The sequence below is a fragment of the Streptomyces antibioticus genome (genome assembly GCF_002019855.1).
Classification (GTDB): Bacteria; Actinomycetota; Actinomycetes; order Streptomycetales; family Streptomycetaceae; genus Streptomyces; species Streptomyces antibioticus_B.
The window spans coordinates 6,718,358-6,741,908 of record NZ_CM007717.1; the positions used below are offsets into that span (position 1 = coordinate 6,718,358).

Sequence of the window (23,551 nt, forward strand, 5' to 3'; positions counted from 1 at the left end):
CACTAGGGGAGGATGGGAGTACGCGATGGCTCGCATGACCGCTGCCCGCGCGGCAGTCGAGATCCTCAGGCGCGAGGGCGTCACCACCGCGTTCGGGGTGCCCGGCGCGGCGATCAACCCCTTCTACGCGGCGCTCGAGGCGTCCGGCGGCATCCGGCACACCCTCGCCCGCCATGTCGAGGGCGCCTCGCACATGGCCGAGGGCTACACCCGCGCCCACCCGGGCAACATCGGTGTCTGCGTGGGCACTTCGGGCCCGGCCGGCACCGACATGATCACCGGCCTGTACTCGGCGATCGGCGACTCGATCCCGATCCTGTGCATCACCGGGCAGGCGCCGACCGCCGTGATCCACAAGGAGGACTTCCAGGCCGTCGACATCGCCTCGATCGCGGCCCCGGTGACCAAGATGGCGGTCACCGTCCTGGAGGCGGCCCAGGTCCCCGGCGTCCTCCAGCAGGCGTTCCACGTGATGCGCTCGGGGCGGCCGGGCCCGGTGCTGATCGACCTGCCGGTCGACGTCCAGCAGACGGAGATCGAGTTCGACCCCGACACCTACGCGCCGCTGCCGGTCTTCAGACCGGCCGCGACCCGCGCCCAGATCGACAAGGCCCTCGGCATGCTCAACGCCGCCGAGCGCCCCCTGATCGTCGCCGGGGGCGGGGTCATCGGCGCCGACGCCTGCGAACTCCTTGTCGAATTCGCCGAGTTGACGGGCGTTCCGGTGATCCCCACCCTGATGGGCTGGGGCGCGATCCCCGACGGCCATGAGCTGAACGCCGGGATGGTCGGCCTCCAGACCTCGCACCGCTACGGCAACGCGACCTTCCTGGAGTCCGACTTCGTCCTCGGCATCGGCAACCGCTGGGCCAACCGCCACACCGGCCGTCTCGACGTCTACACCGCGGGCCGCACCTTCGTGCACGTCGACGTCGAACCCACCCAGATCGGCCGCATCTTCGCCCCCGACTACGGCATCGCCTCCGACGCGAAGGCGGCGTTGACGCTCTTCGTCGAGGCGGCGCGGGAACTGCGGGCGGCAGGCCGGCTCCCCGACCGCTCCGCCTGGGCGGCCGCCGCGCAGGAGAGGCGGGCCACGCTCCAGCGCCGTACGCACTTCGACGACGTCCCGATCAAACCGCAGCGCGTCTACGAGGAGATGAACAAGGCGTTCGGACCGGAGACCCGGTACGTCACCACCATCGGCCTCTCACAGATCGCCGGCGCCCAGATGCTGCACGTCCACCGGCCCCGGCACTGGATCAACTGCGGCCAGGCGGGCCCGCTCGGCTGGACGATCCCGGCGGCGCTTGGCGTGGCCCAGGCCGACCCCGGGGCCCAGGTCGTCGCGCTCTCCGGGGACTACGACTTCCAGTTCATGATCGAGGAGTTGGCGGTCGGCGCGCAGCACCGGATCCCGTACATCCACGTCCTCGTGAACAACTCCTACCTCGGCCTGATCCGCCAGGCGCAGCGGGCCTTCGACATCGACTTCCAGGTCAAGCTGGAGTTCGAGAACGTCAACTCACCCGAGCTGGGCGCCTACGGCGTCGACCACGTCAAGGTGGCCGAGGGCCTCGGCTGCAAGGCGATCCGGGTGACCGACCCCGCCGACCTGGGCGCCGCCTTCGAGCGGGCGAAGAAGCTGGCCGCGCAGTTCCAGGTGCCGGTCGTCGTCGAGGCGATCCTGGAGCGCGTTACGAACATCGCGATGTCCACGACCAACGACATAGGAAACGTCGTGGAGTTCGAGGAGACGGCGACCGAGCCGTGGCACGCGCCGACGTCGATCAGAACACTGAAGGTGTGACGTCCCGATCCGGGGCCCTGGTGGGCTTCTCACCCCTGCGTCCGGCCGCCACTTTCCTTCCTGGGCGCCTGGGGTTTGCGGTGCTTGCCGGTGCCGACGCCGAGCTGCTTCGGTACCGGCACCGGCGGCGAGGGCTCATTGGCCTCCGGGTACAGGACGGCCTTGGCATCGGCCAGGCAGGCGGCGAACCCGTACGGCTCCCATGCGTGCCCGTTCCAGCGCTCGATGGCGCGGGGTGCGTCCGGGTTCAGATGGGATGCCCTGGGCCCGTCGCCGGGCGCGACGGGCACGGCGCGAAGTCGGCCGATCCTCGCGTCACGGCGTTCCGCCCAGTCCTTCAGCGGTTCGTCGTTCATCCTGGCGTTCCTCGCGTCGGTGGCGGCCGTCTCAGGAGGGCAGTGTCCATTGGGGGCCGTGCGGGTTCCCGAGCCAGACGGCCTGCCGGTCGCGGGAGACGGTCACTCCGAACGCCGAAGTGTTCGGTGAACCGTACTCCTCCCAGGTTGCCACCGCCGACTCGATCGCGTCCCACAGGCGGCGGGTGCCGCCCTGTCTGACCTGCCAGCCGCCGTCAGTGGGAGCGAGGACGGCGAAGGAACCCGTAACGCTGTCCAGCAGAAATGTGCTGACCGGGTCGCCTCCGACCGCCGTCGAGAAGAAACGGGCGTCCGGTGCCGCGAGCTGCGCCATGAACGCCGGCCCGGAGCGGGTGAGAAGGTCCGGTCCGCGTACGGCTCTGCGTGCTGTCCCGTCGTCGGGGCCCGGCACCACGCCGAGGCTCTCTGGTGCGTCCTGCTGGCGGGCGATCATGAAACTCGGGCCGTCCTCGCTGAACCAGCCGCTCGCCGTGTCACCGGCCACGATGAGTTTGGCCAGGCCGAGGGAGCGCATCCAGCCGCGAAGGGTGGTGAGGATGACGCCGCCCGGACGGACCTGTGACAGCCAGGCGGGCGGGATGTTACGGAAGCCGCATGTGGCGATCAGCCGGTCGTACGGGGCTCCGCCGGGGTGGCCTGTGCGACCGTCTCCCACCACCAGGTGGGGGGTGTGGCCGGATCCGGTGAGAGCGTGGCCGGCTCGTCGGGACACGCCCTCGTCCGTCTCGACCGAGGTCACGTTCTCACTGCCGAGCCGGTGGCACATGAGTGCTGTCGAGTAGCCGGTTCCGGTGCCGATCTCCAGGACGTTCATGCCGTCCTGCACATCGAGGTCTTCGAGCATCCGGACCACGAGGCTCGGCAGCGTCGACGAGGACGTGGGGGTCGCGTTGCTGATCACCTCGGGGGCAGCCCAGTCGATGCCCCGGCCGTCGAACTGGGTCACCCATGTCTCGTCGGTGTAGACGAGCCGGAGCCACTCCTCCTCGCCGACGGTCTCCGGTGTGACCGGCTTCCAGGCGGTGACGCCCGGGGCGTGGCTCTCCCGGTAGAAACGCGGGACGAACCTGTGGCGGGGCACGGCCTCCAGGGCGGCCCGCCACTGCGGCGAGTGCAACCGGCCGTCCTCCTCCAGTTGTCGGGCGAGCCGACGGCGGAGATCGGCCGCGACCGTCTCTGTGTCGGTCTCACCGGTCACGGTGTCCTCCTTGCAGGAGATCGGCGAGTGCTGCCGTCATCGGCAGTCCGGTCGGCGGCTCCATCCACGCCCACTGTCCGGAAGGATTGCACTCGATGAAGATCCACTCACCACGGTCGGTCAGGGCGAAGTCGAACGCCCCGAAGACGAGTCCGAAGTGCTTCAGGTAGGCCCTCATCGACCGCTCCACCGCGGGTGGTGCGGCGAGAGGCGTGTACGTGTGGGTGCCGTAGTCCGTGCGCCAGTCGAGGAGACCGGAGTCGATCTGCACGGCGAAGGTCTGCTCGCCGATCACCGTCACTCGGATGTCGGCAACCTTGTCCACCCGCTTCTGGAAGAGGTGCATGGTGCCCGATACGGAGTCGTCGATCTCGTCGGCGGTCACCTCGGTCACGGGGACGGTCTGAGCTTTGCCGTCGACCAGATAGAGGGGAACCGAGATCGGCTTGAAGATGACGGGACCATGCGCCTCGATGAAGGCCCGCGCGTCGTCGGGAACATTGGTGATCAACGTCGGCGGAAGCGTGAAGCCGGCTGCCGCCGCTGCCGCCAGACCTGCCGGTTTGTACTCGGCATCACCGATGCGATGGGGGTGGTTGACGTAAAGGCAGCCGGTCAGGGACGTCAGGATGCCGCCGAGCCCGTGGCGCGCCTGGGCCGAGGCGAACCGCTCGTCCTGCTTGTCGAGGTGGGGGAAGGCAAACCCCGAGGGACGCCGGTAGTACACGGAACGCACCGCACTCAGGTCGGCACGTCGGCTCGGGGTCTGCACGCTTCCCCGCCACGTGTCCGCGCCACCGATGGTGGCCGAACACGACAGAGTGGCGGGGAAGTCACCGGAGTCGAACCGCACGACCGGGACACCCCGGTCGTGCAGCTCGGCGATCACGAAGTCCGCGGTCGGGTCGTCGAGGTTGGTGACGACCAGGACCGGACGATCGTCGTTCGTCACCACGGTCACTGGTCGGTGTCGTTCCCCGTGTCACTGTCCGGGGAGTCGCTGTTGCCGTCGCCCTGGCCCGTAGTGCCGGTCGAGGGATTCGTGCCGGAGGATGTGCCGTGCCCCGGGGACAGGGCGGGCGCCCCGGACGGGTCGAAGTACCGCGCCGTCTGCGTCACCGGGTCCAGCGCCACCGTCGCGTAGGCAGGCCCCTCCATGGGCGGGTACGGGGCGATACGACGCAGACCCCAGGGGGCCGCCGTCAGATGTCCCTGCGGCAGCGGGCTTCCTGTGGGGAATCGGTCCATGTGATTGAACATGGTCTTCCTCTCTGTCGGATCTGTCGGAAGGTCTTGTTCTTCGAGGCCGGACGGGGATTCCGCGGTCCGACCGGGACCGCATGCGGCCGGCGCCCGCAGTTCTGCCCAGACCTTCAGGACAGCCCGGCTCCGGGGCGTCCCGGCTTTTGTCGGCAACGCCGATCCGAATGACTTCGGCCGTCTCATGCCGAATCACGACCCGGATCACACGGCAGGGCGTGTGGCTGACGGCGTTGCTGATCAGCTCCGTGACGATCAGAGTGCCCACCTCGGCCAACTCGCCTATGCCCCAGGCGTCCAGAGCCGCGCAGACGAGCAGCCGTGCGCGGCGTGCGGACTGCGGCTCGCACGGCATCGTCTCCGTGTAGCCCGGGAGACCGGTCCCTGTCGATCGGGCGGTGGTCATGGTCAAGGGGGCATCCCTCCGAGGCTGCGACGCCTGTTGCGCGATGTCTGATGCCAAGTCAACGGCTCCTGGCCAACGGCGAACAGGAAAAGTCGTGTCCTGCCGCTCCTCCGTGAACCGGAAGACTTTGCGATCCGGTGACCTCGGGCCTGGTGCGGAAAGTGACCGCAGGGCTACGGTCGGTTCATGGGAGCGAACGCCATTCTCAAGAGCCGGATGGAGGAACTCGGGCTCACGCAGGAAGAGTTGGCCGGTCGGATGAACACTGCCCTGACAGAGATCACCGGCAGGCCCGGTGACGTCTCCGACCGCACCGTCCGCAACCTCCTCAACGGGACCTCCCGCCGCCCTATCGGACGTACCTGCGCGGCGCTGGAGAGGGTGTTCGGGTGCTCCGTCGAGGACTTAGGGTTCACAGCACCACACACCATGCCGCTTCCGCAGGAGGACCCCGTGCGGCGCCGCGCCTTCATCGCCTCGGCCACCGGGACCGCAGCCGCCGCGGTTCCCTTGATGGCGCAGCGTCGTGCGGTCGGTATGACGGATGTCGCCCGAGTGGCCGCGGGGATGAACGCCCTCGTCGAAGCCGACGACCGCCAAGGCGGGCACGCGGAACTGGAGAGGGCCGCTGTCCGGGGCCGCGACGGTGTGCTGGAGCTTCAGCAGCGCAACGCCGGTGAGCGCGTCCGCCGGTCCTTGTACGCGCTGGCCTCCGAATACACCGCCATGGCCGCATGGTCCTGCGTCGACGCCCGCAATCTGGACCGGGCGCAGAGGTACCTGAACGAATCCGCCACATACGCGGGGCTCTCCCAGGACGGCCCCACGCAGGTGCGTGTGTGGGTCACCGTGTCGATGCTCGCCTCCCAGCGCCGCAACTGGCCCGAAGCCCTCGCGGCGGCGCAGGTGGCACAAGCCTCCTCGGTCGCTCGTAGGGATCCGTTCTTCGACTCGCTGGGGCGGGTCCGAGCCGCTCTTGCGTACGCGGCGCTCGGTGAGGGCCGTGACGCCCTGCGGCATCTCGGGTCCGCCGAGGACACCTTTGCCAAGGCCCCCGAACACCGGCGTCCCCGCTGGACCGACTTCTACGGCCAGTCCGAACTCGACCATCTCGGCGCGATCGTCCACAACCGCAGCGGACGGTATGCCCATGCCGAGGCCATGGCCCATCGTGCCCTTGCCAGGATCCCGCCCGGTTTCCGCCGCAACCGGGCGTTGGCGACCGGTCAGCTCGCCCTCGCGCAACTCCAACAAGGGGACATCGAACAGGCCACGGCCACCGCTGCCGACGTCTTCGCCATCATGGACGGCGCCCCGCTTCCCGGACGCATGCGCACGCTCGTCGGCGACTTCCATCGAGGCTTGCTCGTCCTGGCCCCCTCCACCGCTTACGCGCGCGCATGGGCAGACCGCCTACGTGCCGATTGGAGCTGAACGTGATCGACCTGCGTCACTTCCAGCACGGAAACCTCCCCGAGAGCCTCCGGCAACTGCTCATCGACGTGCACGACGACGCCTACGCCGACGCCATGGACGACCCCTTCAACCAGCGATTTCCCTGGTTCGTCGACCACTGGTCAGGCATGGAGGACTTCTCGTGCGTCGTGGCCTACGACGGAGACGAGCCGACCGGTTTCGCCTACGGCGCGCCGCTCGCGCCCGGGCGGGAGTGGTGGCGATCCACCGACTATGAGCCGCACGACGGCTGCAGCTCCACTTACGCGGTGTCCGAACTCATGGTGCGGCCGCGATGGCGGAAGCAGGGCGTCTCCGAACGCCTCCACGAAGCGCTGCTGAAGGAACGCACAGAGGACGTCGCCGTACTCCTGGTCGACGTGACCCACCCGAAGGTGCAGACGCTCTACGAATCGTGGGGGTACACCCGGGTCGGTGAGCGACGGCCGTTCGCTGATGCCCCGCTGCTGGCGGTCATGGTCAAAGACCTCAGAGGCTGAGTCGCGCGGCGGGGAGGCCGCGCTGTTCCAGCGGAGGCCCGCCGCCCCCGTGCCGGCGGGCCCCGCCTGACCACAATGTGCCCCGGGACAAAGCCGGTTGAAGCCTGCTGACCGATGTTCAGAGGTTGATTTGAGGTTGGGGCGGGGTGGCTACGGTTCCGGTTGTTCGTGGTGTTCGGAGAGGCCGGGCCAGTCGTCCGGGCCGCCGCCCTGCCATTCGATGAGGTCGCTCACCTCCACCTCGATCCGGTCCAGGTCGGCCAGCCGGAGGATCTCGACGACGTCGTCGAGGTGGGAGGCCACCCCGAGGACCGTGTCGCCGGAGGTGACGCGCCGGGAGCCGTCCAGCGCCGGCGGGTGGACCACGATGTGCGGAAACCGTGTCGGATTGCCCATGCCCTCAGCGTCCTGCGGGCGCCGCGGATCCGCACGTGGAGCGCCGGGGGGGAAGGGGGATGGCGGGGACCGCGGCGGGTGCGGAGGGCCGGTCCGCCCTCCCTCAGGTCGGGAAGGGGGCCGGGGCCCTCGCCACCGCACTGGCGTGCACGCCGCCGCGGTCCTCGCCCGGTCCGCGCCGCGCGGGTCGTTCCCGCGGTGCGGACGGACTGGGTGAGGTGAGGTGGTGCTCCGGGCGGTGCCCCCGCCTTGGCGCGACAGGGCAGGTGTCGGCGGGGGCGCCGCCCGGAGGTCTCGGGGGTCCTCAGACCCGGTCGCCGGAGAGGCGTTCGACCGTGCGCAGGAGTGCGGAGTGGTCGAGGCCGCCGTCGCCCTGGGCGCGCAGGCTCGCGACCAACTGGGCCACGACCGCGCCGACGGGCAGGGCGGCGCCGACGGTGCGGGCGGCGTCGGTGACGATGCCCATGTCCTTGTGGTGGAGGTCGATCCGGAAGCCGGGCCGGAAGTCCCGCCGCAGGAAGTTGTCCTTCTTCCTGGCCAGTACGGTCGACCCCGCGAGGCCGCCGGCCAGGACGTCGAGCGCCGCCGCGAGGTCCACGCCCGACTTCTCCAGGAAGACCACGGCCTCCGCGCACGCCTGGATGTTCACGGCGACGATCAGTTGGTTGGCGGCCTTCACGGTCTGGCCCGAGCCGTGCGGACCGCACCGTACGACGGTCCGGCCCAGCGCCTCGAAGAGCGGCCTCGCCTCGTCGAAGTCGGCCTGGTCGCCGCCGACCATGATGGACAGGACGGCCTCGATCGCACCGGCCTCGCCGCCCGACACCGGGGCGTCCAGGACGCGGATGCCCTTGTGCCGCGCGGCCGTCGCCAGGTCGACGGAGGTCTGCGGGGTGATGGAGGACATGTCGATCAGCAGGGCGCCGGCGCGGGCGTTCTCCAGGATGCCCGCGGGGCCGTAGGCGACGGCCTCGACCTGCGGTGACGCGGGCACCATCGTGATGATCACATCGGCGTCGGCGACCGCCTCGGCGACCGACGCGGCCGCGGTGCCGCCGGCGGCGGTGAGGCGGTCCAGCTTGTCCTGTTCCAGGGTGTGGCCGGTGACGTCGTAGCCCGCCTTGAGCAGGTTCTCGGACATGGGGGAGCCCATGATGCCGAGACCTATCCAGGCGATCTTGGGGAGTGCGTGGGTCATCGCGGGGTGCCTCTCGGGTGAGGGATCAGCGGGGCAGCCAGTCGAAGGCTTCGGCGCTCGGGCGGTCGCCCGGCTTGTACTCCAGGCCGATCCGGCCGTCGTAGCCCGCCTTGCGCAGCCGGTCGAGGAGGTCCGCGAGCGGGAGCGTGCCGGTGCCCGGCGCGCCGCGGCCGGGGTTGTCGGCGATCTGGACGTGGCCGGTGCGGTGGGCGTACGTGTCGATCACCCGCGGCAGGTCCTCGCCGTTCATCGACAGGTGGTAGAGGTCCATCAGGAACGTGGCGTTGCCGAGCCCCGTCACCTCGTTGACCCGGTCGGCGACCGCGACCGCGGCCGGTGCGCCGACCAGCGGATAGTGCGGTGACTCGATCCGGTTCAGCGCCTCGACCAGCAGGATCGCGCCGATCCGGTCGGCGGCGCGGGCGGCCAGCACCAGGTTCTCCAGGGCGAGCGCGTCCTGCGCGGCCGGGTCGGCCTCGGGGACGCGGTTGCCGTAGAGCGCGTTGAGCGCGGTGCAGCCTAGGGAGGCGGCGAATCCGGCGGTCACCTCGACGTTGGCCCGGAAGCGCTCCGACTCCTCGCCGGGCAGCGACAGGGCGCCGCGGGCGGGGCCCGGAAGCTGTCCTGCGTAGAAGTTCAGGCCGGTGAGCCGTACGCCCGCGTCCTCGATCGCCCGCCTCAGCGCGTCGAGCGCGGCGGGGGCGGGGGTCGGGGAGTCGGGCCAGGGCCACCACAGCTCGACCGCGTCGAAGCCGGCCGCGGCGGCTGCCGCAGGGCGTTCCAGGAGCGGGAGTTCGGTGAAGAGGATCGACAGGTTGACGCTGAAGCGGTGGTCTTCGGCGGTGCCTGATGCGAAGGTGCCCGATTCGAAGAGTGGCATGCGGGGGCGCGCTCCCTTCCGGGGCGAGTGGCGTGCGGCCAAATTCCGTAATGCGGAAGTTTGTTTCTGCTTATTGGAAGATTGCCGCCGGGGTTCGCAGCTTGTCAAGAGGGCTCGGCGGAAGGGCGTGGTGGGCGTTAGGTTGAGCGGGTGCGATTGAGAGTGGAGTTCACGACCGAACCCTTCGATCTCGACGAGGCGCCCGCGCACGCGCTGGCCGCCCGTGCGGTGATCGAGGCGGCCGACCTGGACGCGGTGGACGTCGGACCGTTCGGCAACACCGTGGAGGGCGGCACCGACGTCGTGCTCGCGGCCGTGGACGCCCTGCTGCGCGAGTCCCTCGGCGCGGGCGCCACCCGGATCTCGCTCCAGGTGAACGTCCTGGGCGAGGGCGAGTGAGCCCCGCGGGCGACGAGCCCTTCATCGCGGCCGTCAAACCCCTGGTCGACGCGATGGGCGGCGAGCTGCTCCCGCCCGACGAGGCCGGCCCGGACGACGTGGTGCTCGTCTGGGAGGGCGCGGACGCCGTCGCCGTACGCCTGCCGCAGCTCGCCGACTCCCTCGATCACATCCTCGCCGCGATGGAGCGCAAGAAGGGCAAGCCGCTCGCCGACCTCGACCGCAAGGCCAAGCAGGAGGTCGTACGGATACTCGAGGCGCGCGGCGCCTTCTCCGTACGGCACGGCGTGGAGACCGTGGCGAGCGCGCTCGGGGTGAGCCGCTTCACCGTTTACAACTACCTGAATCGGGAGAAGGGGAGCTGAGCGACGGGCTCGGCGTCGGCCGGGCTGATCCCACGGCCCCGTAACCCGGAATTTTCAACAAAGTGTTGACGCGGTGTCGCGGGGAGGCGTTAGCTGACCCCGTGACGTCGACTTCCACGCCCGAAGGTCTGACCCGGTTCAACGGCCTGGAGGAGTCCGCGGCCCGCGCCGCCCTCCTGGACGCCTGCGCCGCCACGGCATGGGTGGACCGGCTGCTCGCGGCCCGCCCGTACGCCACCGTCGAGGACCTGTACGCCGCCGGCGACGCCGCCATGGGCGAGCTGACCGCGGCCGATCTGGCCGAGGCGATGGCCGGGCATCCGCCGATCGGCCGCCCGAAGCCGGGCGACCCGACCTCGGCCCGCGAACAGCGCGGGATGGCCGGCGCCTCCGAGGAACTGCGGGCGGAGATGCTGGAACTGAACCTGGCCTACCAGGACCGGTTCGGCCATGTCTTCCTCATCTGCGCCACCGGCAGGACCGGCGAGCAGATGCGCGACGCGCTCCGGGAACGGCTCGGGAACCCGCCCGAGCGGGAACGCGAGATCGTCCGCGCCGAGCTGGGAAAGATCAACCGTATCCGGCTCGCCCGTATCGCCGGCCCCGTCGAAGAGGACCGAACGCAGGAGGTCTGAGAGCACCATGAGCAGCGGCACGAGCACCGGCACCAGCACCGGCACCCCGGCCACCACCGCCTCCGTGTCCACCCACATCCTCGACACCAGCGTCGGCCGCCCCGCCCGCGGCGTCGCCGTCCGGCTCGCCGCCCGCGCCGGACGGGACGCGCCCTGGCAGCCGCTCGGCGGCTCCGCGACCGACGCGGACGGCCGCTGCAAGGACCTCCCGGCGCTGCCGGAGGGCACCACCCATGTACGCCTCGACTTCGACACCGAGGCGTATCTCGAGACATCCGCGAAGACATCCGTGAAGACATCCGCGAAGAAGCAAGCCGATGCGCAGCAGGACGCCCCCGCGAACCGGGACAGCGGTGCCGTGTTCTTCCCCGAGGTGACCGTCACCTTCGCGGTGACGGCCGGCGAGCACTACCACGTACCGCTGCTGCTCAACCCGTTCGGCTACTCCGTTTACCGAGGGAGCTAGCTATGGCAGACACTTCCCGCCCCGCCCGCCCGGTGCTGGGACAGAACCAGTACGGCAAGGCCGAGAACCGGGTCGTCAGGATCACGCGGCAGGGCGCCACCCACCACATCAAGGACCTCAACGTCTCCGTGTCGCTGAGCGGCGACATGGAGGACGTCCACTACTCCGGCTCCAACGCCAACGTCCTGCCGACCGACACCACCAAGAACACGGTGTACGCGTTCGCCAAGGAGCACGGCATCGAGTCCGCCGAGCAGTTCGGCATCCATCTCGCCCGCCACTTCGTGACCTCGCAGGAGCCGATCCACCGGGCCCGTATCCGGATCGAGGAGTACGGCTGGGAGCGGATCGAGCACGGCGGCGAGGGCGCGCACTCGTTCGCCCGCACCGGCCAGGAGACCCGGCTGACGCAGATCACCTACGACGGCACCTCGTGGGAGGTCGTCTCCGGGCTGAAGGACCTCGTCGTGCTGAACTCCACGGACTCCGAGTTCTGGGGGTACGTCAAGGACAAGTACACGACGCTCCCCGAGGCGCACGACCGGATCCTCGCCACCGAGGTCTCCGCGCGCTGGCGCTTCAACTGGTCCGACGACACACGGCCGATGCCCGACTGGGAGACCTCCTACCGGGAGACGCGGCGGCATCTGCTCGCGGCGTTCGCCGAGACGTACTCGCTCTCCCTCCAGCAGACCCTCTACGCGATGGGCTCGCGGATCGTCGAACGGCGCGACGAGATCGACGAGGTCCGCTTCTCCCTCCCCAACAAGCACCATTTCCTGGTGGACTTGGCGCCGTTCGGGCTGAAGAACGACAACGAGGTCTACTTCGCCGCCGATCGCCCCTACGGCCTGATCGAGGCCACCGTCCTGCGGGACGGCTGCGAGGCGCGGATCCCCGCCGACCTCACCAACCTCTGAGCCGGACCCGGAAAGTAGAGGACGCACGATGACCCAGCGCATCGTCATCGAGAACTGTGCGATCGCGACCGTGGACGCCGACGACACCGAGTACGCGAACGGGTACGTCGTCATCGCCGGCAACCGAATCGAGTCGCTCGGCGCGGGGCGGGCCCCCGGCCAACTGGCCGACGTCGTACGGCGGATCGACGCCACCGGGCATCTGGTCACGCCGGGTCTGGTCAACACCCACCACCACTTCTACCAGTGGATCACCCGGGGTCTGGCCACCGACCACAACCTGTTCGACTGGCTCGTCGCGCTCTACCCGACCTGGGCGCGCATCGACGAACGGATGGTCCACGCCGCCGCCCAGGGCTCCCTCGCGATGATGGCCCGCGGCGGGGTCACCACCGCCATGGACCACCACTACGTCTTCCCGCGCGGGGCCGGCGACCTCTCCGCCACCATCATCGGCGCGGCGCGGGACATGGGCGTGCGGTTCACCCTCGCCCGGGGCTCCATGGACCGTGGCGAGTCGGACGGCGGACTGCCCCCGGACTTCGCCGTCGAGACCCTGGACGACGCCCTCGCCGCCACCGAGGAGACGGTACGGCGGCACCACGACGCCTCCTTCGACGCGATGACCCAGGTCGCCGTCGCGCCCTGCTCGCCCTTCTCCGTCTCCACCGAACTCATGAGCCAGGGCGCCCAGTTGGCCCGTCGGCTGGGGGTGCGGCTGCACACGCACGGCTCGGAGACGGTCGAGGAGGAGAAGTTCTGCCACGAGCTGTTCGGCATGGGCCCGACCGACTACTTCGAGTCCACCGGCTGGCTCGGCGAGGACGTGTGGATGGCGCACTGCGTCCACATGAACGACTCCGACATCGACGCCTTCGCCCGGACGAGGACAGGGGTCGCCCACTGCCCCTCCTCCAACGCCCGCCTCGCGGCCGGTATCGCCCGCGTCCCCGACCTGCTCGCGGCCGGCGTCCCGGTCGGCCTCGGCGTCGACGGCACGGCGTCCAACGAGTCCGGCGAACTCCACACCGAACTGCGCAACGCCCTGCTCATCAACCGCCTCGGCGCGCATCGCGAGGCCGCCCTGAACGCCCGCCAGGCCCTGCGCCTCGGCACGTACGGCGGCGCCCAAGTCCTGGGCCGGGCCCGGGAGATCGGCTCCCTGGAACCGGGCAAGCTGGCCGACCTGGTCCTGTGGAGGATGGACACCCTGGCCCACGCCTCCATCGCCGACCCGGTCACCGCCCTCGTCTTCGGCGCGGCCGCCCCGGTCACGGCGTCCTTCGTCAACGGCCGCCAGATCGTCGCCGACAGCCATCTGACCCTCGCCGACGAGGACACCATCGCTCGCGCGACGAGGGAGCAGGCGCGACGGTTGGCGGGGCTTGCGGCGGGGGCGTGACAGCGGCTGGGCACCGGGCTTGAGCGGCTGGGGCCCGAGCTGAGGGGCTGGGGCCGAGCCGAGGGGCTGGGTGGTCGGCGCAGTTCATGACGCCGGATCCGAGGGGCTTCGACGGGGCGCTGGCGCTGATTCGCCTGGTCGGAGCTGGGCGGCTGGGCCGCCGGGGTCCGAGAAGGCCCGGCTCGGGGCGCCGTGTCCGGGCCGCCGGGCTCGCGGTCGGCCCCGCTTGCCCGGGCTCGTGCGCCCGGAGCGACCGTATGACTCCGATCGAGGGGGACGGCCCTCGGTCGGTGGCCGGGGTTCCTGTGCAGGGGCCCGCGGCGGCCGTGGCCGGGGCGCGTGCGCCGTGCGTGCGCGCCCCGGAGCGGTCACCCACCGCCGTCGCGTCGGCTTTCGCGGTCTCGCAGGACCGCCGCCGCCAGTATCAGTGCCGCCGTCGCGATCACCGCCGCCGTGCGGAAGGCCAGGCGGTAGCCCTCCGCCGTCGCGGGGAGGAGTTCCGTGCCCGTGGTCAGCGCGTCGGCCGTGCGCCTCGCGGCCAGGGTGGTCAGGACCGCCAGGCCCAGTGAACCGCCCACCACCTGCGTGGTGTTGAAGAGACCCGACGCCAGGCCGCCGTCCTCCGCGCGGACCCCGGACATCGCGAGCCCGGTCAGCGCGGGCATCGCCGCGGCGAAGCCGACGGACATCAGCAGCATGGCCGGCAGGAAGTCGACGGCGTAGGAACCCTCCGCCGGTGCGCGGCCGAGCAGCGCCATGCCTACGGCGATCAGCGCCAGCCCGGTGAGCAGCACCCGGTACGGTCCGAACCGGCCGACGGTGCGGGCCGACAGCCCGAGCATCAGGACGCCGATCACCACCGGTGCGGGGAGGAATGCCGTACCGGTGGCCAACTCGCCGTATCCGAGGACGCGTTGCAGGTACAGCGCGCCGATGAACTGGAAGCCGTACATCGTCGCGATCATCAGGATCTGGACCGCGTTCGCCCCGCTGAGCAGCCGGGAGCCGAACAGGCGCAGCCGCAGCAGCGGACGGGCGGCCCGGGCCTGGCGCAGCACGAACCCCGTGAACAGCGCGACGGCGAGCAGCGCGAGGAGCGCGGTGGCGGTGCCGTCGCGGTCACCGGCGCCCACGATGACGTACACCGTGAGCATGAGCGCCCCGGTGACCAGCGCCGCGCCCGGGTAGTCGGCGCCCCGGCCGAGCCCGGAGCCCTGTTCCGGGGCGAGGACGCGCACGGCCGCCCACAGGGCCACCGCGCCGATCGGCAGGTTGATGAGGAAGATCCAATGCCAGCCGACGAGTTGGGTGAGCGCCCCGCCGAGGAAGGTGCCGAGCGCACCGCCCGCCGCGCCGACCGCGCTGAACACCGCGATGGCACGGGCCTGTTCGCGCGGTTCGGGGAAGAGCGTGACCAGCATGCCCAGCACCACCGCCGAGGTCATCGCACCTCCCACCCCCTGGAGGGCGCGCGCGGCGACGAGCATGCCCTGGCCGGTGGCGACCCCGCACAGCACGGACGCGACCGTGAACACGGCGAGGCCCGCCGTGAACATCCGCTTGCGCCCGACCAGGTCCCCGAGCCGGCCGGCCAGCAGGAGCAGACCGCCGAAGGCGATCAGATAGGCGTTGACGACCCAGGCCAGGCCCGGACCGCTGAATCCCAGGTCGTTCTGGATGGCAGGCATCGCCACGGTGACGATGTTGCCGTCCAGGATCGTCATGAGCGTCCCCGCGCACAGCACGGCGAGGGACGCCCGGCGGGAGCGGTCCCCTTCGGGGACGGGTGTCGGTGTTCCGGCGAGGGCCGTCATAGCGGCGTGGCCTCCGTATTCTCCATTGGTGCACGACTTGTAACGGGGAACATCGTGAGTGACCATGGAGACCGGCGTAAGGAGGCAGTCGGATGTCCCAGGGGAACACCGGTGTAACCGCCCAGGTCGTGAACGCGCACGCCTGCCCGGTCCGCGAAGTTCTTGACAGGGTCTCCGGCAAATGGAGCGTGCAGATCCTGGTCGCCGCCGCGCAGGGGCCGATCCGCTTCACCGAGCTGGAGCGCAGCATCGAGGGCATCAGCCGCCGCATGCTGACCCTCACCCTGCGCAATCTGGAGCGCGACGGCCTCGTCACCCGCACCGTGCACCCGACGGTGCCGCCCAAGGTGGAGTACGAACTGACGCCGGTGGCGGAGGAGTTGCACAAGACCCTGCAACAACTCACGGACTGGGCCGAGCGCAACAGGGTCTACGTCGCCGAGGCCCGGGCCGCCTACGACGAGCGGCGCGAGACCGACTGAACCGCCGAGGCCGGCACCGGCCGGCGGCGCCTACAGTCCGAACAGGCCCGGGTCCGAGGCCAGTTCCTTGAAGTGCTCCCGAGGGTCGGCCACCAGACGCCGCTCCTTCAGGTCCAGCAGACCGCCGACCGCCGTGATGTCGGCGGACACCGTGCCGTCCGCCTTGCGTATCGTCTGCTCGATCCGGAACGTCTTCCCCTCGCCCCACAGGAAGGCGCAGGTGATGTCGACCTCGTCACCGGCGAGCAGTTCGCGGCGGTAGCGGATGGTCGTCTCCAGGGCGACCGGGCCCACTCCGCGGGCTTGCAGGGCGGTCTGGGTGATGCCCGCGGCGTGCAGCAGGGACCAGCGGGCGTGCTCGGCGTAGTTGAGGTACACGCTCTGGTTCACATGGCCCTGGGTGTCGGTCTCGTACCCCCGGACGGTGACCCGGACCGAAAACGGCTCGTGCATGGCTGTCCCTTCGCGACGGCGGCTGATGCAGACGACTGATGCAGACGACTGGTGTAGCGGACACCGATCTTGGCATGTCGCCTCATCTGCGGCGTGGGGAGGCCAGGAGATAGCGCGCCCTCGTCCGGGGCTCGGTGTGCGCGCCGGTCTGCCAGCCCGCCTTCTCCAGTGTCGCCGCGCAGGCGGCGAGTGTCCCGTCGTCCAGCGCGGACACGGCGACCGCCTCGGGCTGCGGGGTGGCCCGCACCCGGTAGCCCTCTGTGGCGTCAGGCCCGGCGGGCCGGTGCCCGGCCGCCTCCAGCGCCAGCGCCGCCGCCCGCACCAGATGCGTACGCTCCCAGCCGCACGGGCGGTCCGCAGCGCCGTCCGGATTGGTCATCCGGCGCAGCTCCAGCAGCCCCTGCCAGGCGCTGTGCACCTCCCGCGCGCGGGCGGGCCCGGTAGGGACCGCCTCCGCCTCACCGCCGACCCGCGCGGCGAACACACCGCTGTCGGCGGCGGCCGGCGTCTCCGCGGCAGGCACGGGCACGGGCCCAGGCCCGGACCCGGGTTCAGGGGGCGCCTCGCGTATCCGATGCCCGGCCGGCGTCAGGAAGTGGTCGTGCGGCGGCCTCGGGTGCCGGAAGGCGAGCCCCCGTTTCACCAGCGCCGCGAGCTGCGCGGGCGTGCCCCGCAGCCGCCCGGTGACCGGTTCGGCGGCGTCGATCACACGCCGCTGCGCGGCGGTCGGCGCTCGGCTCACGGCATGCCCCTTCGTGCGTTCCGCTGTCCACTCGAAGGCTACGGCCCGGGTCTGACATTCCAGGCGGCGATCACCGGCCGCCCGTGCTCGGTGCCCAGCCGGGACAGGGTCCCGGTGGCGAGCTGGAAGTGCGCGCCCTCGGAGGCGGGCAGCCCGAGCCGCCTGGCGGTCAGCACCCGCAGGAAGTGCCCGTGCGCCACCAGCACCACACACCCCTCGGTGTTGGCGTGCGCCGCGTCGATCTTGGCCAGCATCCGGTCGGCCCGCTCCCCGACCTCGTCCGGGCTCTCCCCGGGATGCTCGGGCGGCCCGGGCGCGACCCCGTCCGTGAACAGGAACCAGTCGGGCCGCTCCCGGTGGATCTGTACGGTCGTGACGCCCTCGTAGCCGCCGTAGTCCCACTCGCGCAGGTCGGTGTCGATCCGGAAGTCGCGCAGCCCGATCAGCTCGGCGGTCTCCCGCGCGCGCTGGAGCGGGCTGACGAACGCGGCCCCGATCCGGTGCGAGCGGATCATCGGCACCAGCCGCCGCGCCTCGTCCCGGCCGTGTTCGGTCAGCGGGACGTCGGTCCACCCGGTGTGCCGACCGGACCGCGACCACTCGGTCTCACCGTGCCGCACGAGAAAAAGATCACCCATGCGGTCACCGTAAGCGCTCCTACTGCCGGTATCCGCTCAGGAACCTGCCGATCCGTCCGATGGCCGCCTCCAGGTCGTCCGCGTGGGGGAGGGTGAGGACGCGGAAGTGGTCGGGGGCGGGCCAGTTGAAGCCCGTGCCCTGCACCACCTGGATCTTCTCGCGCAGCAGCAGATCGAGGACGAACTTCTCGTCGTCGTGGATCGGATGCACCTTGGGATCGATGCGCGGGAACGCGTACAGCGCGCCCTTGGGCTTCACACAGGAGACGCCGGGGATCTCGTTGAGCTTCTCCCAGGCCACGTCGCGCTGTTCATGGAGCCTGCCGCCCGGCGCGGTGAGGTCGCGGATGGACTGCCGGCCGCCGAGCGCGGCCTGGATGGCGTACTGGGCGGGCGCGTTGGCGCACAGGCGCATGGAGGCCAGCATGGTCAGGCCCTCCAGATAGTCGCGCGCGTGCTGCCGGGGTCCGGTCACCACCAGCCAGCCGGAACGGAAGCCCGCCACCCGGTACGTCTTCGACAGACCGCAGAAGGTCAGCACCACCAGATCGGGGGCGAGGGCGGCGGCCGAGTGGTGGACGGCGTCGTCGTACAGGATCTGGTCGTAGATCTCGTCGGCGAACACCATCAGGCCGTGCCGGCGGGCCAGATCGAGGATGCCCTCGACGATCTCCTTCGGATACACCGCGCCGGTGGGGTTGTTGGGGTTGATGATGACGACGGCCTTGGTGCGGTCGGTGATCTTCGCCGCCATGTCGTCCAGGTCGGGGTACCAGTCGGCCTGTTCGTCGCACAGGTAGTGGACCGCCTTGCCGCCCGCGAGGGTGGTCACCGCCGTCCAGAGGGGGAAGTCGGGGGCGGGGATGAGGATTTCGTCGCCGTCCTCCACCAGCGCCTGTACGGCCATGGAGACCAGCTCGGACACGCCGTTGCCGAGGAAGACGTCGTCGACGCCGACCTCCAGGCCCAGGTCCTGGTAGCGCTGGGCGACCGCGCGGCGGGCGGAGAGGATGCCGCGCGAGTCGGTGTAGCCGTGCGCCTGCGGCAGCATGCGGATCATGTCCTGGAGGATCTCCTCCGGCGCCTCGAACCCGAAGAGCGCGGGGTTGCCGGTGTTGAGGCGGAGCACGCTGTGGCCCGCCGCCTCCAGCGCGTCGGCGTGCTCGATCACCGGGCCGCGGATCTCGTAACAGACCTCGCTCAGCTTGTTGGACTGCCGGAACTCCATGCGCGCTCGCCCCTCCGGTTCGTGGTGTCGCTTGGTTTTACCAAGCTCGAGCTTGGAAAGTCCAACAACATGTCTAGACTGCGTCGCATGTCACCTCGCCGAAGCTACGACCAGTACTGTTCCGCCGCCCGCGCCCTCGACGTCGTGGGTGACCGCTGGACCCTGCTGATCGTCCGGGAGCTGCTCGCCGGCCCGCGCCGCTACACGGATCTGCACGCCGACCTGCCGGGCGTCAGCACGGACGTGCTCGCCGGACGGCTGAAGGACATGGAGCGCGACGGCCTGGCCACCCGGCGCCGGCTGCCCCCGCCCGGCGCGGCCTTCGTGTACGAACTCACCGCACGTGGCCGGGAGTTGCTGCCGGTGCTGCAAGCGCTCGGGGCCTGGGGCGAGGCGGAACTCGGCGAGCGCCGGCCCACCGACGCGCTGCGCGCGCACTGGTTCGCGCTCCCGCTGCTGCGCGGCCTGGAGGGCGAGGGGCTGGTCGAAGTCCGGCTGGAGGAAGGGGACTTCCATCTCCACGTCGGGACGGTGGAGGGGCCGGTCCACGGCGACGGCCGCGCGCCCCGGGAGCCCGACGCCCGGCTCACGCTCGACGCCGACACGGCGGCGGCCGTCGCGCGCGGGGAACTCGCGGTGCCGGACGCCGTGCGCGCGGGGAGGATCGAGGTCACGGGCGACGGGACGCTGGCGAAGGAACTGCGCGAGGCGTGACGGACGGTCAGGACCGGTGCGCGACATGAGAGGAGGCCCACCACGCGGTCGTGGTGGGCCTCCCGGGGCTCATGCCGTAAGGCGGCCGGTCAGGCGCCCGGCGGCACCTGCCGGGGCCGCCCCGAGCCGCGGGTCAGGGTGTAGCCGCCGATGCCCGCCAGCGCGGCCAGCACCGCGCCGATCCCGGACCACACCCAGCGGTCGGACCACCAGCCGGACGCCCAGCCGTCGTCGGGCTCCAGGCTCGACAGCACGGCGGACGCCGACGAGTCCTCGTCCTCGTCCTGCGCGGCCGACTGCACCGCCACGCCGGGGATCAGCGGCTCCGCCAGTGAGCCGTCGACCGCCGCCGAGCCGCCGATGTGCTTGGACTCCACGCGGAGTTCGGCGTTCATCGGCAGACCCAGGTCGGACGCCTTCAGACCGGTGGCCGTCAGCCGGACGTAGTACGTGCCCGGCAGCGGGTCGTTCGCCCACGGCTCCGACCAGGCGCGGACCGTGCGCAGCACACAGGTCAGCTCGACGGACGCGGTGCCCTCCGCGGCGGTGCGGGTCTGGGCGCCGTACTGGCACGCCTGACGGCGCCGCAGACCGTCGTACACATCGACCTGCCAGGTCTGGGACGCGTGCTGGTCCGGCAGCTTCACCGTCGCCTTCACGGTGGGCCGTCCGCCCGAGTCGGCCGGGAACGACCAGTACAGGTAGTCACCCGTGGACGCGCTCGCCGTGGCCGTCTGTCCCTGCTCGACCTCCGTCGCCGTACGGAACGACGTGCCGGCCGAGGTGGGTCCCGTGCCGTCCTCGGACGGGCTCGCGGAGGGGGTGGAGTCGGCGGCGGCGGGACCGGCCGCGAGCCCCAGCGCCAGCAGGGCGCCGCTCAGCACTCGTGTGATTCGCATCAGTTGGTCCTCCAGACCGCGACACGCCAGCGGGACACCCAGCCCCAGACGACTCCGGCGAGGAAGCCGACCAGCACCAGCAGGGCGAGCAGCCACCAGCCGCGGCCGAGACCGAAGGAGGCCACGTCGGACGCGGGGGAGGGGGAGTCGACCACGTCCACGGTCAGCTCCACCGGCATGCCCGGCGTGGTCTTCACACCGGCCGCGGCCGAGTAGGAGTTGGTCACCTGGAGACAGACCGCCTCGGCCGCCGCCTCGTCGTCGTCGCTCTCCGCCTTCGGGTAGCGCAGACCGGTGGAGACGACGTCGGTACGGCCGATGCCGGACGCCTCGCCGCGCACGATCTCCCGGCCGTGCACGGTGACCGCCCGCAGCAGCACGCCGTAGTGGGGGTTCATGGCCCGGTCCGACGACACGCTGACCGAGGCGCGCAGTTCCTGGCCCGGCTCGACGTCGACCCGGTACCAGCGCTCCTGGCCGAACTCCTCACGGTCGGTGTAGAGCCCGGACTTCAGGGTGGGCGCCTCGGCGCAGGAGTCCGCGCCCTCGGTGGCGACCGGGGTCACCACCGGGTCGGCCGCGCGGTCCACCAACTGGTTCACCTTGTCGGTGAGTTCGTCGGTGTGCTCGACCGAGGTGTAGGTGCCGCCGGTGGCCTCGGCGATGCAACTGAGCTGCTGCCGCATCTTGGTGTTGGGCACCAGGCCGAGGGTGTCGATGGTCAGGCCGATGCCCTTGGCGGCTATCTCGCGGGCCACCTCGCACGGGTCGAGCGGGGCGCAGGTGTCCTCGCCGTCGCTGATCAGCACGATCCGCTTGGAGCCGGAGCCGCCGTCGAGGTCGTCGGCCGCCTTCAGCAGGGCCGGGCCGATCGGCGTCCAGCCCGTCGGCGACAGGGTGGCCACCGCCGCCTTCGCCTCGGTGCGGTCCAGCGGGCCCACCGGGTAGAGCTGGGCGGTGTCCTTGCAGCCCGTCTTCTGGTCGTTGCCGGGGTAGTTGGCGCCCAGCGTGCGGATGCCGAGCTGGACCTCCTCGGGCGTCGCGTCCAGCACCTCGTTGAACGCCTGCTTGGCCGCGGCCATGCGGGTCCCGCCGTCGATGTCCTTGGTCCGCATGGACCCGCTGACGTCGAGAACCAGGTCGACCTTGGGCGCGAGGGCGGATATCTCGTCGGCGGCGGCCCCGGACGGGAACGCGAGCCCCGCCGTGAGCGCGGCGAGCAGGGCACAGACGCCCGCCGCCAGCCGTTGTGTTCTGATCATCGGCGGATCCTAGTGATCAGGAGTGTCCGGCCACAAAACGGGGTCCGTCGCGGAGGTCAAGCCGTCGTCGCGGTCAGCGGGTTGGGGAGGCTCGTCCACTGGTCGCCGGGGCTGCCGGGGGACAGACGCATCAGCGTCAGCGCCTTCACCGGGAGGGGTTCCCCGCGCAGGGCCGTCAGATCGGGGCCGGGCGGCAGGTCCCGCACCGCCGCTTCCAGGGCCGCCGCAAGGTGCGCGCCGCTGCCCAGGGTGGCCGCGAGCGCGCCGCAGATCAGGGAGCCGAAGAGCTTGCGCCGCAGGGCCGTCACCTCGTCGGTGCGGATACGGGCGGGGAGTTCGTCGGGCAGGGGGATCCCGGCGGCGGCCAGTCGCGCCGGGCCCACCCGGATGTCGGCGAGGTCGCGGTAGACCAGACGCAGGGGTGCGCCGGACGGGTCCAGCACGACCAGCAGGTTCTGTCCGTGCGCCTCCAGGGCCACGCCCAGCTCCAGCAGCCGCAGTCCGACCGTGAGGCACAGCCGCGCGAAGTCGGCCGACCAGGCGGGGGAGTCGGGCAGGCCGGTGGTGGCGAGGGCGGCCACCGGGACGACGTGCTCGCCCGGTCCGCCGTGGACGGCGGGCGACTCGCGCAACACCGCCGCCAGGTCGGGTGAGTTGGCGGTGGCCGCGCCCAGGGTCCGGGTCACGTGCAGCAGTCCGTCCGAACGGGCGGCCAGGATCTCCCCGAACGCCGACAGCGCCGCCGAAGCGGCCACCGAGCCGACGGAGATGTCCCGGACCGAGGACGTCAGACGCGTGCTCAACGCCGTCTTCACATGCGGTCCGTCCGGCAGCGCGAGGGTGCGCAACGACATCAACGGGTGCGCGGAGACGCCCTGTTCGCAGGTGCGCTTGAGGACGTGTGCCGCCTGCCACGGATGCACCGGGAGCACCAGCCGCCGCCCGTCCCGCAGTTCGGCCGGCCACTCGCCCGACACCAGACACTCCGCCACCGGCACCGGCAGCAGCCCCAGCCGTACCACGGGCCCGTGCTCCGGACCGTAGGCCAGCTCCTCCGCCACCGTGAATCCGGGCCGGGAACGGCAGTTGGGGTGGTAGGGGTGCCCGTCGACCACCCTGCGCTCCCACTCCCAGTCGTGCACCGGCCACTCCTTCGAGTGAACCCCGGCAGTCGGCTGCCCGGCCCGTGACAGCGCCAAGGACGCGACACTGTGGCCGAGTTCGACCGCGAAGCCGTCGCCGTGCGGCACCCTCAGCGCCGCCGTCAGCCGGGCGGGATCGTCGTACGCCACCCCGTCCAGCCGCACTTGGCCCACATACGCCGTGGTGGCGTACGGGTCGGACAGCGGGCCGTGCAGGCGGCGCCCGTCGCGCAGCCGCAGCGTGAGGCCCTCCGCGCCCCGCTCCCGCCCCGCGATCCAGGGCAGCGGCTCATGCGCCAGGGCCCGCCACAGCCGGGTCAGCACGGCCGCCCGGGCACCGGGCAGCGCGGCCGTGAACCGGGGGCCGAGGTCGGGCCGTACGACGGCGAGTTCGGCGGCGAGTTCGGCGGCCACCTCGGCCTCGGCGGCGGTGGGGGGACGGTGCACAGGCGGACTCCTCGGTGCGGAGGTCGAATCAGACACGGACGCGGATACGGCGACGGATCAGGG

General features: G+C 71.3%; 26 protein-coding genes. 11 read left to right on the plus strand and 15 right to left on the minus strand.

Annotated elements, in window-relative coordinates; translation table 11 throughout:
• Positions 1-25 precede the first annotated feature (25 nt).
• The gene (gene gcl / locus AFM16_RS30450; protein ID WP_078635570.1) at positions 26-1,810 is read left to right on the plus strand and encodes a glyoxylate carboligase; all 1,785 of its coding nucleotides are present in this window, start codon (positions 26-28) and stop codon (positions 1,808-1,810) included.
• Between the two features lie 29 nt (positions 1,811-1,839).
• Here the strand turns inward: gcl and AFM16_RS30455 are convergent, their stop codons facing one another.
• From AFM16_RS30455 to tgmA, 4 genes are read right to left on the minus strand one after another with little or no spacing between them, the layout of a single operon-like run.
• Complete coding sequence (locus AFM16_RS30455; RefSeq protein WP_078635572.1) at positions 1,840-2,166, minus strand: DUF6087 family protein; 327 nt, start codon at positions 2,164-2,166, stop codon at positions 1,840-1,842.
• A 31-nt stretch (positions 2,167-2,197) separates the two neighbouring features.
• Positions 2,198-3,385, minus strand: a complete 1,188-nt coding sequence (tgmC, locus tag AFM16_RS30460) for an ATP-grasp peptide maturase system methyltransferase (RefSeq protein WP_078635574.1) — start codon at positions 3,383-3,385, stop codon at positions 2,198-2,200.
• Positions 3,375-4,337: an ATP-grasp ribosomal peptide maturase gene (gene tgmB, locus AFM16_RS30465; RefSeq protein ID WP_078637138.1), complete on the minus strand. Its 963-nt coding sequence runs from the start codon at positions 4,335-4,337 to the stop codon at positions 3,375-3,377. Before tgmB ends, tgmC begins: the two co-directional genes overlap by 11 nt.
• A gap of 5 nt (positions 4,338-4,342) precedes the next feature.
• Entirely contained in the window at positions 4,343-4,645 is a 303-nt protein-coding gene (tgmA, locus tag AFM16_RS30470) for a putative ATP-grasp-modified RiPP (RefSeq protein ID WP_078635576.1), read from the minus strand.
• A gap of 592 nt (positions 4,646-5,237) precedes the next feature.
• Here tgmA and AFM16_RS30475 point away from each other — a divergent pair.
• Entirely contained in the window at positions 5,238-6,485 is a 1,248-nt protein-coding gene (locus AFM16_RS30475) for a helix-turn-helix domain-containing protein (RefSeq protein WP_078635578.1), read from the plus strand.
• Positions 6,452-7,006, plus strand: coding sequence for a GNAT family N-acetyltransferase (locus tag AFM16_RS30480; RefSeq protein ID WP_078635580.1), 555 nt, complete (start codon positions 6,452-6,454; stop codon positions 7,004-7,006). Before AFM16_RS30475 ends, AFM16_RS30480 begins: the two co-directional genes overlap by 34 nt.
• Positions 7,007-7,156: 150 nt before the next feature.
• On the opposite strand, the gene AFM16_RS30485 is transcribed toward AFM16_RS30480, so the two are convergent.
• From AFM16_RS30485 to AFM16_RS30495, 3 genes are all read right to left on the minus strand, one after another.
• Complete coding sequence (locus tag AFM16_RS30485; protein WP_030792038.1) at positions 7,157-7,402, minus strand: hypothetical protein; 246 nt, start codon at positions 7,400-7,402, stop codon at positions 7,157-7,159.
• A gap of 304 nt (positions 7,403-7,706) precedes the next feature.
• Positions 7,707-8,600: a 2-hydroxy-3-oxopropionate reductase gene (locus AFM16_RS30490; protein WP_030792041.1), complete on the minus strand. Its 894-nt coding sequence runs from the start codon at positions 8,598-8,600 to the stop codon at positions 7,707-7,709.
• Positions 8,601-8,625: 25 nt separating this feature from the next.
• Positions 8,626-9,480: a TIM barrel protein gene (locus tag AFM16_RS30495; RefSeq protein WP_078635582.1), complete on the minus strand. Its 855-nt coding sequence runs from the start codon at positions 9,478-9,480 to the stop codon at positions 8,626-8,628.
• A 150-nt stretch (positions 9,481-9,630) separates the two neighbouring features.
• Between AFM16_RS30495 and AFM16_RS30500 the strand changes: the two genes are divergently transcribed.
• The 6 genes from AFM16_RS30500 to AFM16_RS30525 all read left to right on the plus strand — a co-directional run bounded on the left by AFM16_RS30500 (position 9,631) and on the right by AFM16_RS30525 (position 13,667).
• A complete protein-coding gene (locus AFM16_RS30500; protein WP_037876047.1) occupies positions 9,631-9,879 on the plus strand; it encodes a hypothetical protein in 249 nt (82 codons plus the stop codon).
• Complete coding sequence (locus tag AFM16_RS30505) at positions 9,876-10,244, plus strand: helix-turn-helix domain-containing protein (protein WP_030792051.1); 369 nt, start codon at positions 9,876-9,878, stop codon at positions 10,242-10,244. Before AFM16_RS30500 ends, AFM16_RS30505 begins: the two co-directional genes overlap by 4 nt.
• Positions 10,245-10,345: 101 nt before the next feature.
• Positions 10,346-10,879, plus strand: coding sequence for a 2-oxo-4-hydroxy-4-carboxy-5-ureidoimidazoline decarboxylase (gene uraD, locus AFM16_RS30510; RefSeq protein WP_078635584.1), 534 nt, complete (start codon positions 10,346-10,348; stop codon positions 10,877-10,879).
• 7 nt (positions 10,880-10,886) lie between these two features.
• Positions 10,887-11,345 carry a hydroxyisourate hydrolase gene (gene uraH / locus AFM16_RS30515; protein WP_078635586.1) on the plus strand — a complete coding sequence of 153 codons (459 nt, stop codon included), beginning with the start codon at positions 10,887-10,889 and terminating at the stop codon, positions 11,343-11,345.
• A 2-nt stretch (positions 11,346-11,347) separates the two neighbouring features.
• Complete coding sequence (gene pucL, locus AFM16_RS30520) at positions 11,348-12,265, plus strand: factor-independent urate hydroxylase (protein WP_078635588.1); 918 nt, start codon at positions 11,348-11,350, stop codon at positions 12,263-12,265.
• A gap of 28 nt (positions 12,266-12,293) precedes the next feature.
• Positions 12,294-13,667 (plus strand): 8-oxoguanine deaminase, encoded by a 1,374-nt coding sequence (locus AFM16_RS30525; protein ID WP_078635590.1) that lies wholly within the window; start codon positions 12,294-12,296, stop codon positions 13,665-13,667.
• 368 nt (positions 13,668-14,035) lie between these two features.
• Here the strand turns inward: AFM16_RS30525 and AFM16_RS30530 are convergent, their stop codons facing one another.
• Complete coding sequence (locus tag AFM16_RS30530; protein WP_078635592.1) at positions 14,036-15,481, minus strand: MFS transporter; 1,446 nt, start codon at positions 15,479-15,481, stop codon at positions 14,036-14,038.
• Positions 15,482-15,573: 92 nt separating this feature from the next.
• Between AFM16_RS30530 and AFM16_RS30535 the strand changes: the two genes are divergently transcribed.
• Positions 15,574-15,963, plus strand: a complete 390-nt coding sequence (locus AFM16_RS30535; protein ID WP_030792071.1) for a winged helix-turn-helix transcriptional regulator — start codon at positions 15,574-15,576, stop codon at positions 15,961-15,963.
• A gap of 30 nt (positions 15,964-15,993) precedes the next feature.
• Here the strand turns inward: AFM16_RS30535 and AFM16_RS30540 are convergent, their stop codons facing one another.
• From AFM16_RS30540 to AFM16_RS30555, 4 genes are all read right to left on the minus strand, one after another.
• Positions 15,994-16,416 carry an acyl-CoA thioesterase gene (locus tag AFM16_RS30540; protein ID WP_078635594.1) on the minus strand — a complete coding sequence of 141 codons (423 nt, stop codon included), beginning with the start codon at positions 16,414-16,416 and terminating at the stop codon, positions 15,994-15,996.
• An 82-nt stretch (positions 16,417-16,498) separates the two neighbouring features.
• The gene (locus AFM16_RS30545) at positions 16,499-17,158 is read right to left on the minus strand and encodes a hypothetical protein (RefSeq protein ID WP_078635595.1); all 660 of its coding nucleotides are present in this window, start codon (positions 17,156-17,158) and stop codon (positions 16,499-16,501) included.
• Between the two features lie 38 nt (positions 17,159-17,196).
• Positions 17,197-17,796 (minus strand): histidine phosphatase family protein, encoded by a 600-nt coding sequence (locus AFM16_RS30550; protein WP_030792077.1) that lies wholly within the window; start codon positions 17,794-17,796, stop codon positions 17,197-17,199.
• A gap of 19 nt (positions 17,797-17,815) precedes the next feature.
• Entirely contained in the window at positions 17,816-19,024 is a 1,209-nt protein-coding gene (locus AFM16_RS30555) for a pyridoxal phosphate-dependent aminotransferase (protein WP_078635597.1), read from the minus strand.
• An 87-nt stretch (positions 19,025-19,111) separates the two neighbouring features.
• Between AFM16_RS30555 and AFM16_RS30560 the strand changes: the two genes are divergently transcribed.
• On the plus strand, positions 19,112-19,738 hold the full coding sequence (locus AFM16_RS30560) for a winged helix-turn-helix transcriptional regulator (protein ID WP_030792081.1): 627 nt from the start codon (positions 19,112-19,114) through the stop codon (positions 19,736-19,738).
• An 89-nt stretch (positions 19,739-19,827) separates the two neighbouring features.
• Here AFM16_RS30560 and AFM16_RS30565 read toward each other — a convergent pair whose 3' ends face one another.
• Genes AFM16_RS30565 through AFM16_RS30575 form a run of 3 tightly spaced genes read right to left on the minus strand, consistent with a single transcriptional unit; the run spans position 19,828 to position 23,488 of the window.
• On the minus strand, positions 19,828-20,637 hold the full coding sequence (locus AFM16_RS30565; RefSeq protein ID WP_078635599.1) for a hypothetical protein: 810 nt from the start codon (positions 20,635-20,637) through the stop codon (positions 19,828-19,830).
• The gene (locus tag AFM16_RS30570; RefSeq protein ID WP_078635601.1) at positions 20,637-21,899 is read right to left on the minus strand and encodes a VWA domain-containing protein; all 1,263 of its coding nucleotides are present in this window, start codon (positions 21,897-21,899) and stop codon (positions 20,637-20,639) included. The genes AFM16_RS30565 and AFM16_RS30570 overlap by 1 nt, the downstream gene beginning before the upstream one ends.
• A 56-nt stretch (positions 21,900-21,955) precedes the next feature.
• The gene (locus tag AFM16_RS30575) at positions 21,956-23,488 is read right to left on the minus strand and encodes an IucA/IucC family protein (protein ID WP_078635603.1); all 1,533 of its coding nucleotides are present in this window, start codon (positions 23,486-23,488) and stop codon (positions 21,956-21,958) included.
• Positions 23,489-23,551: the final 63 nt, after the last annotated feature.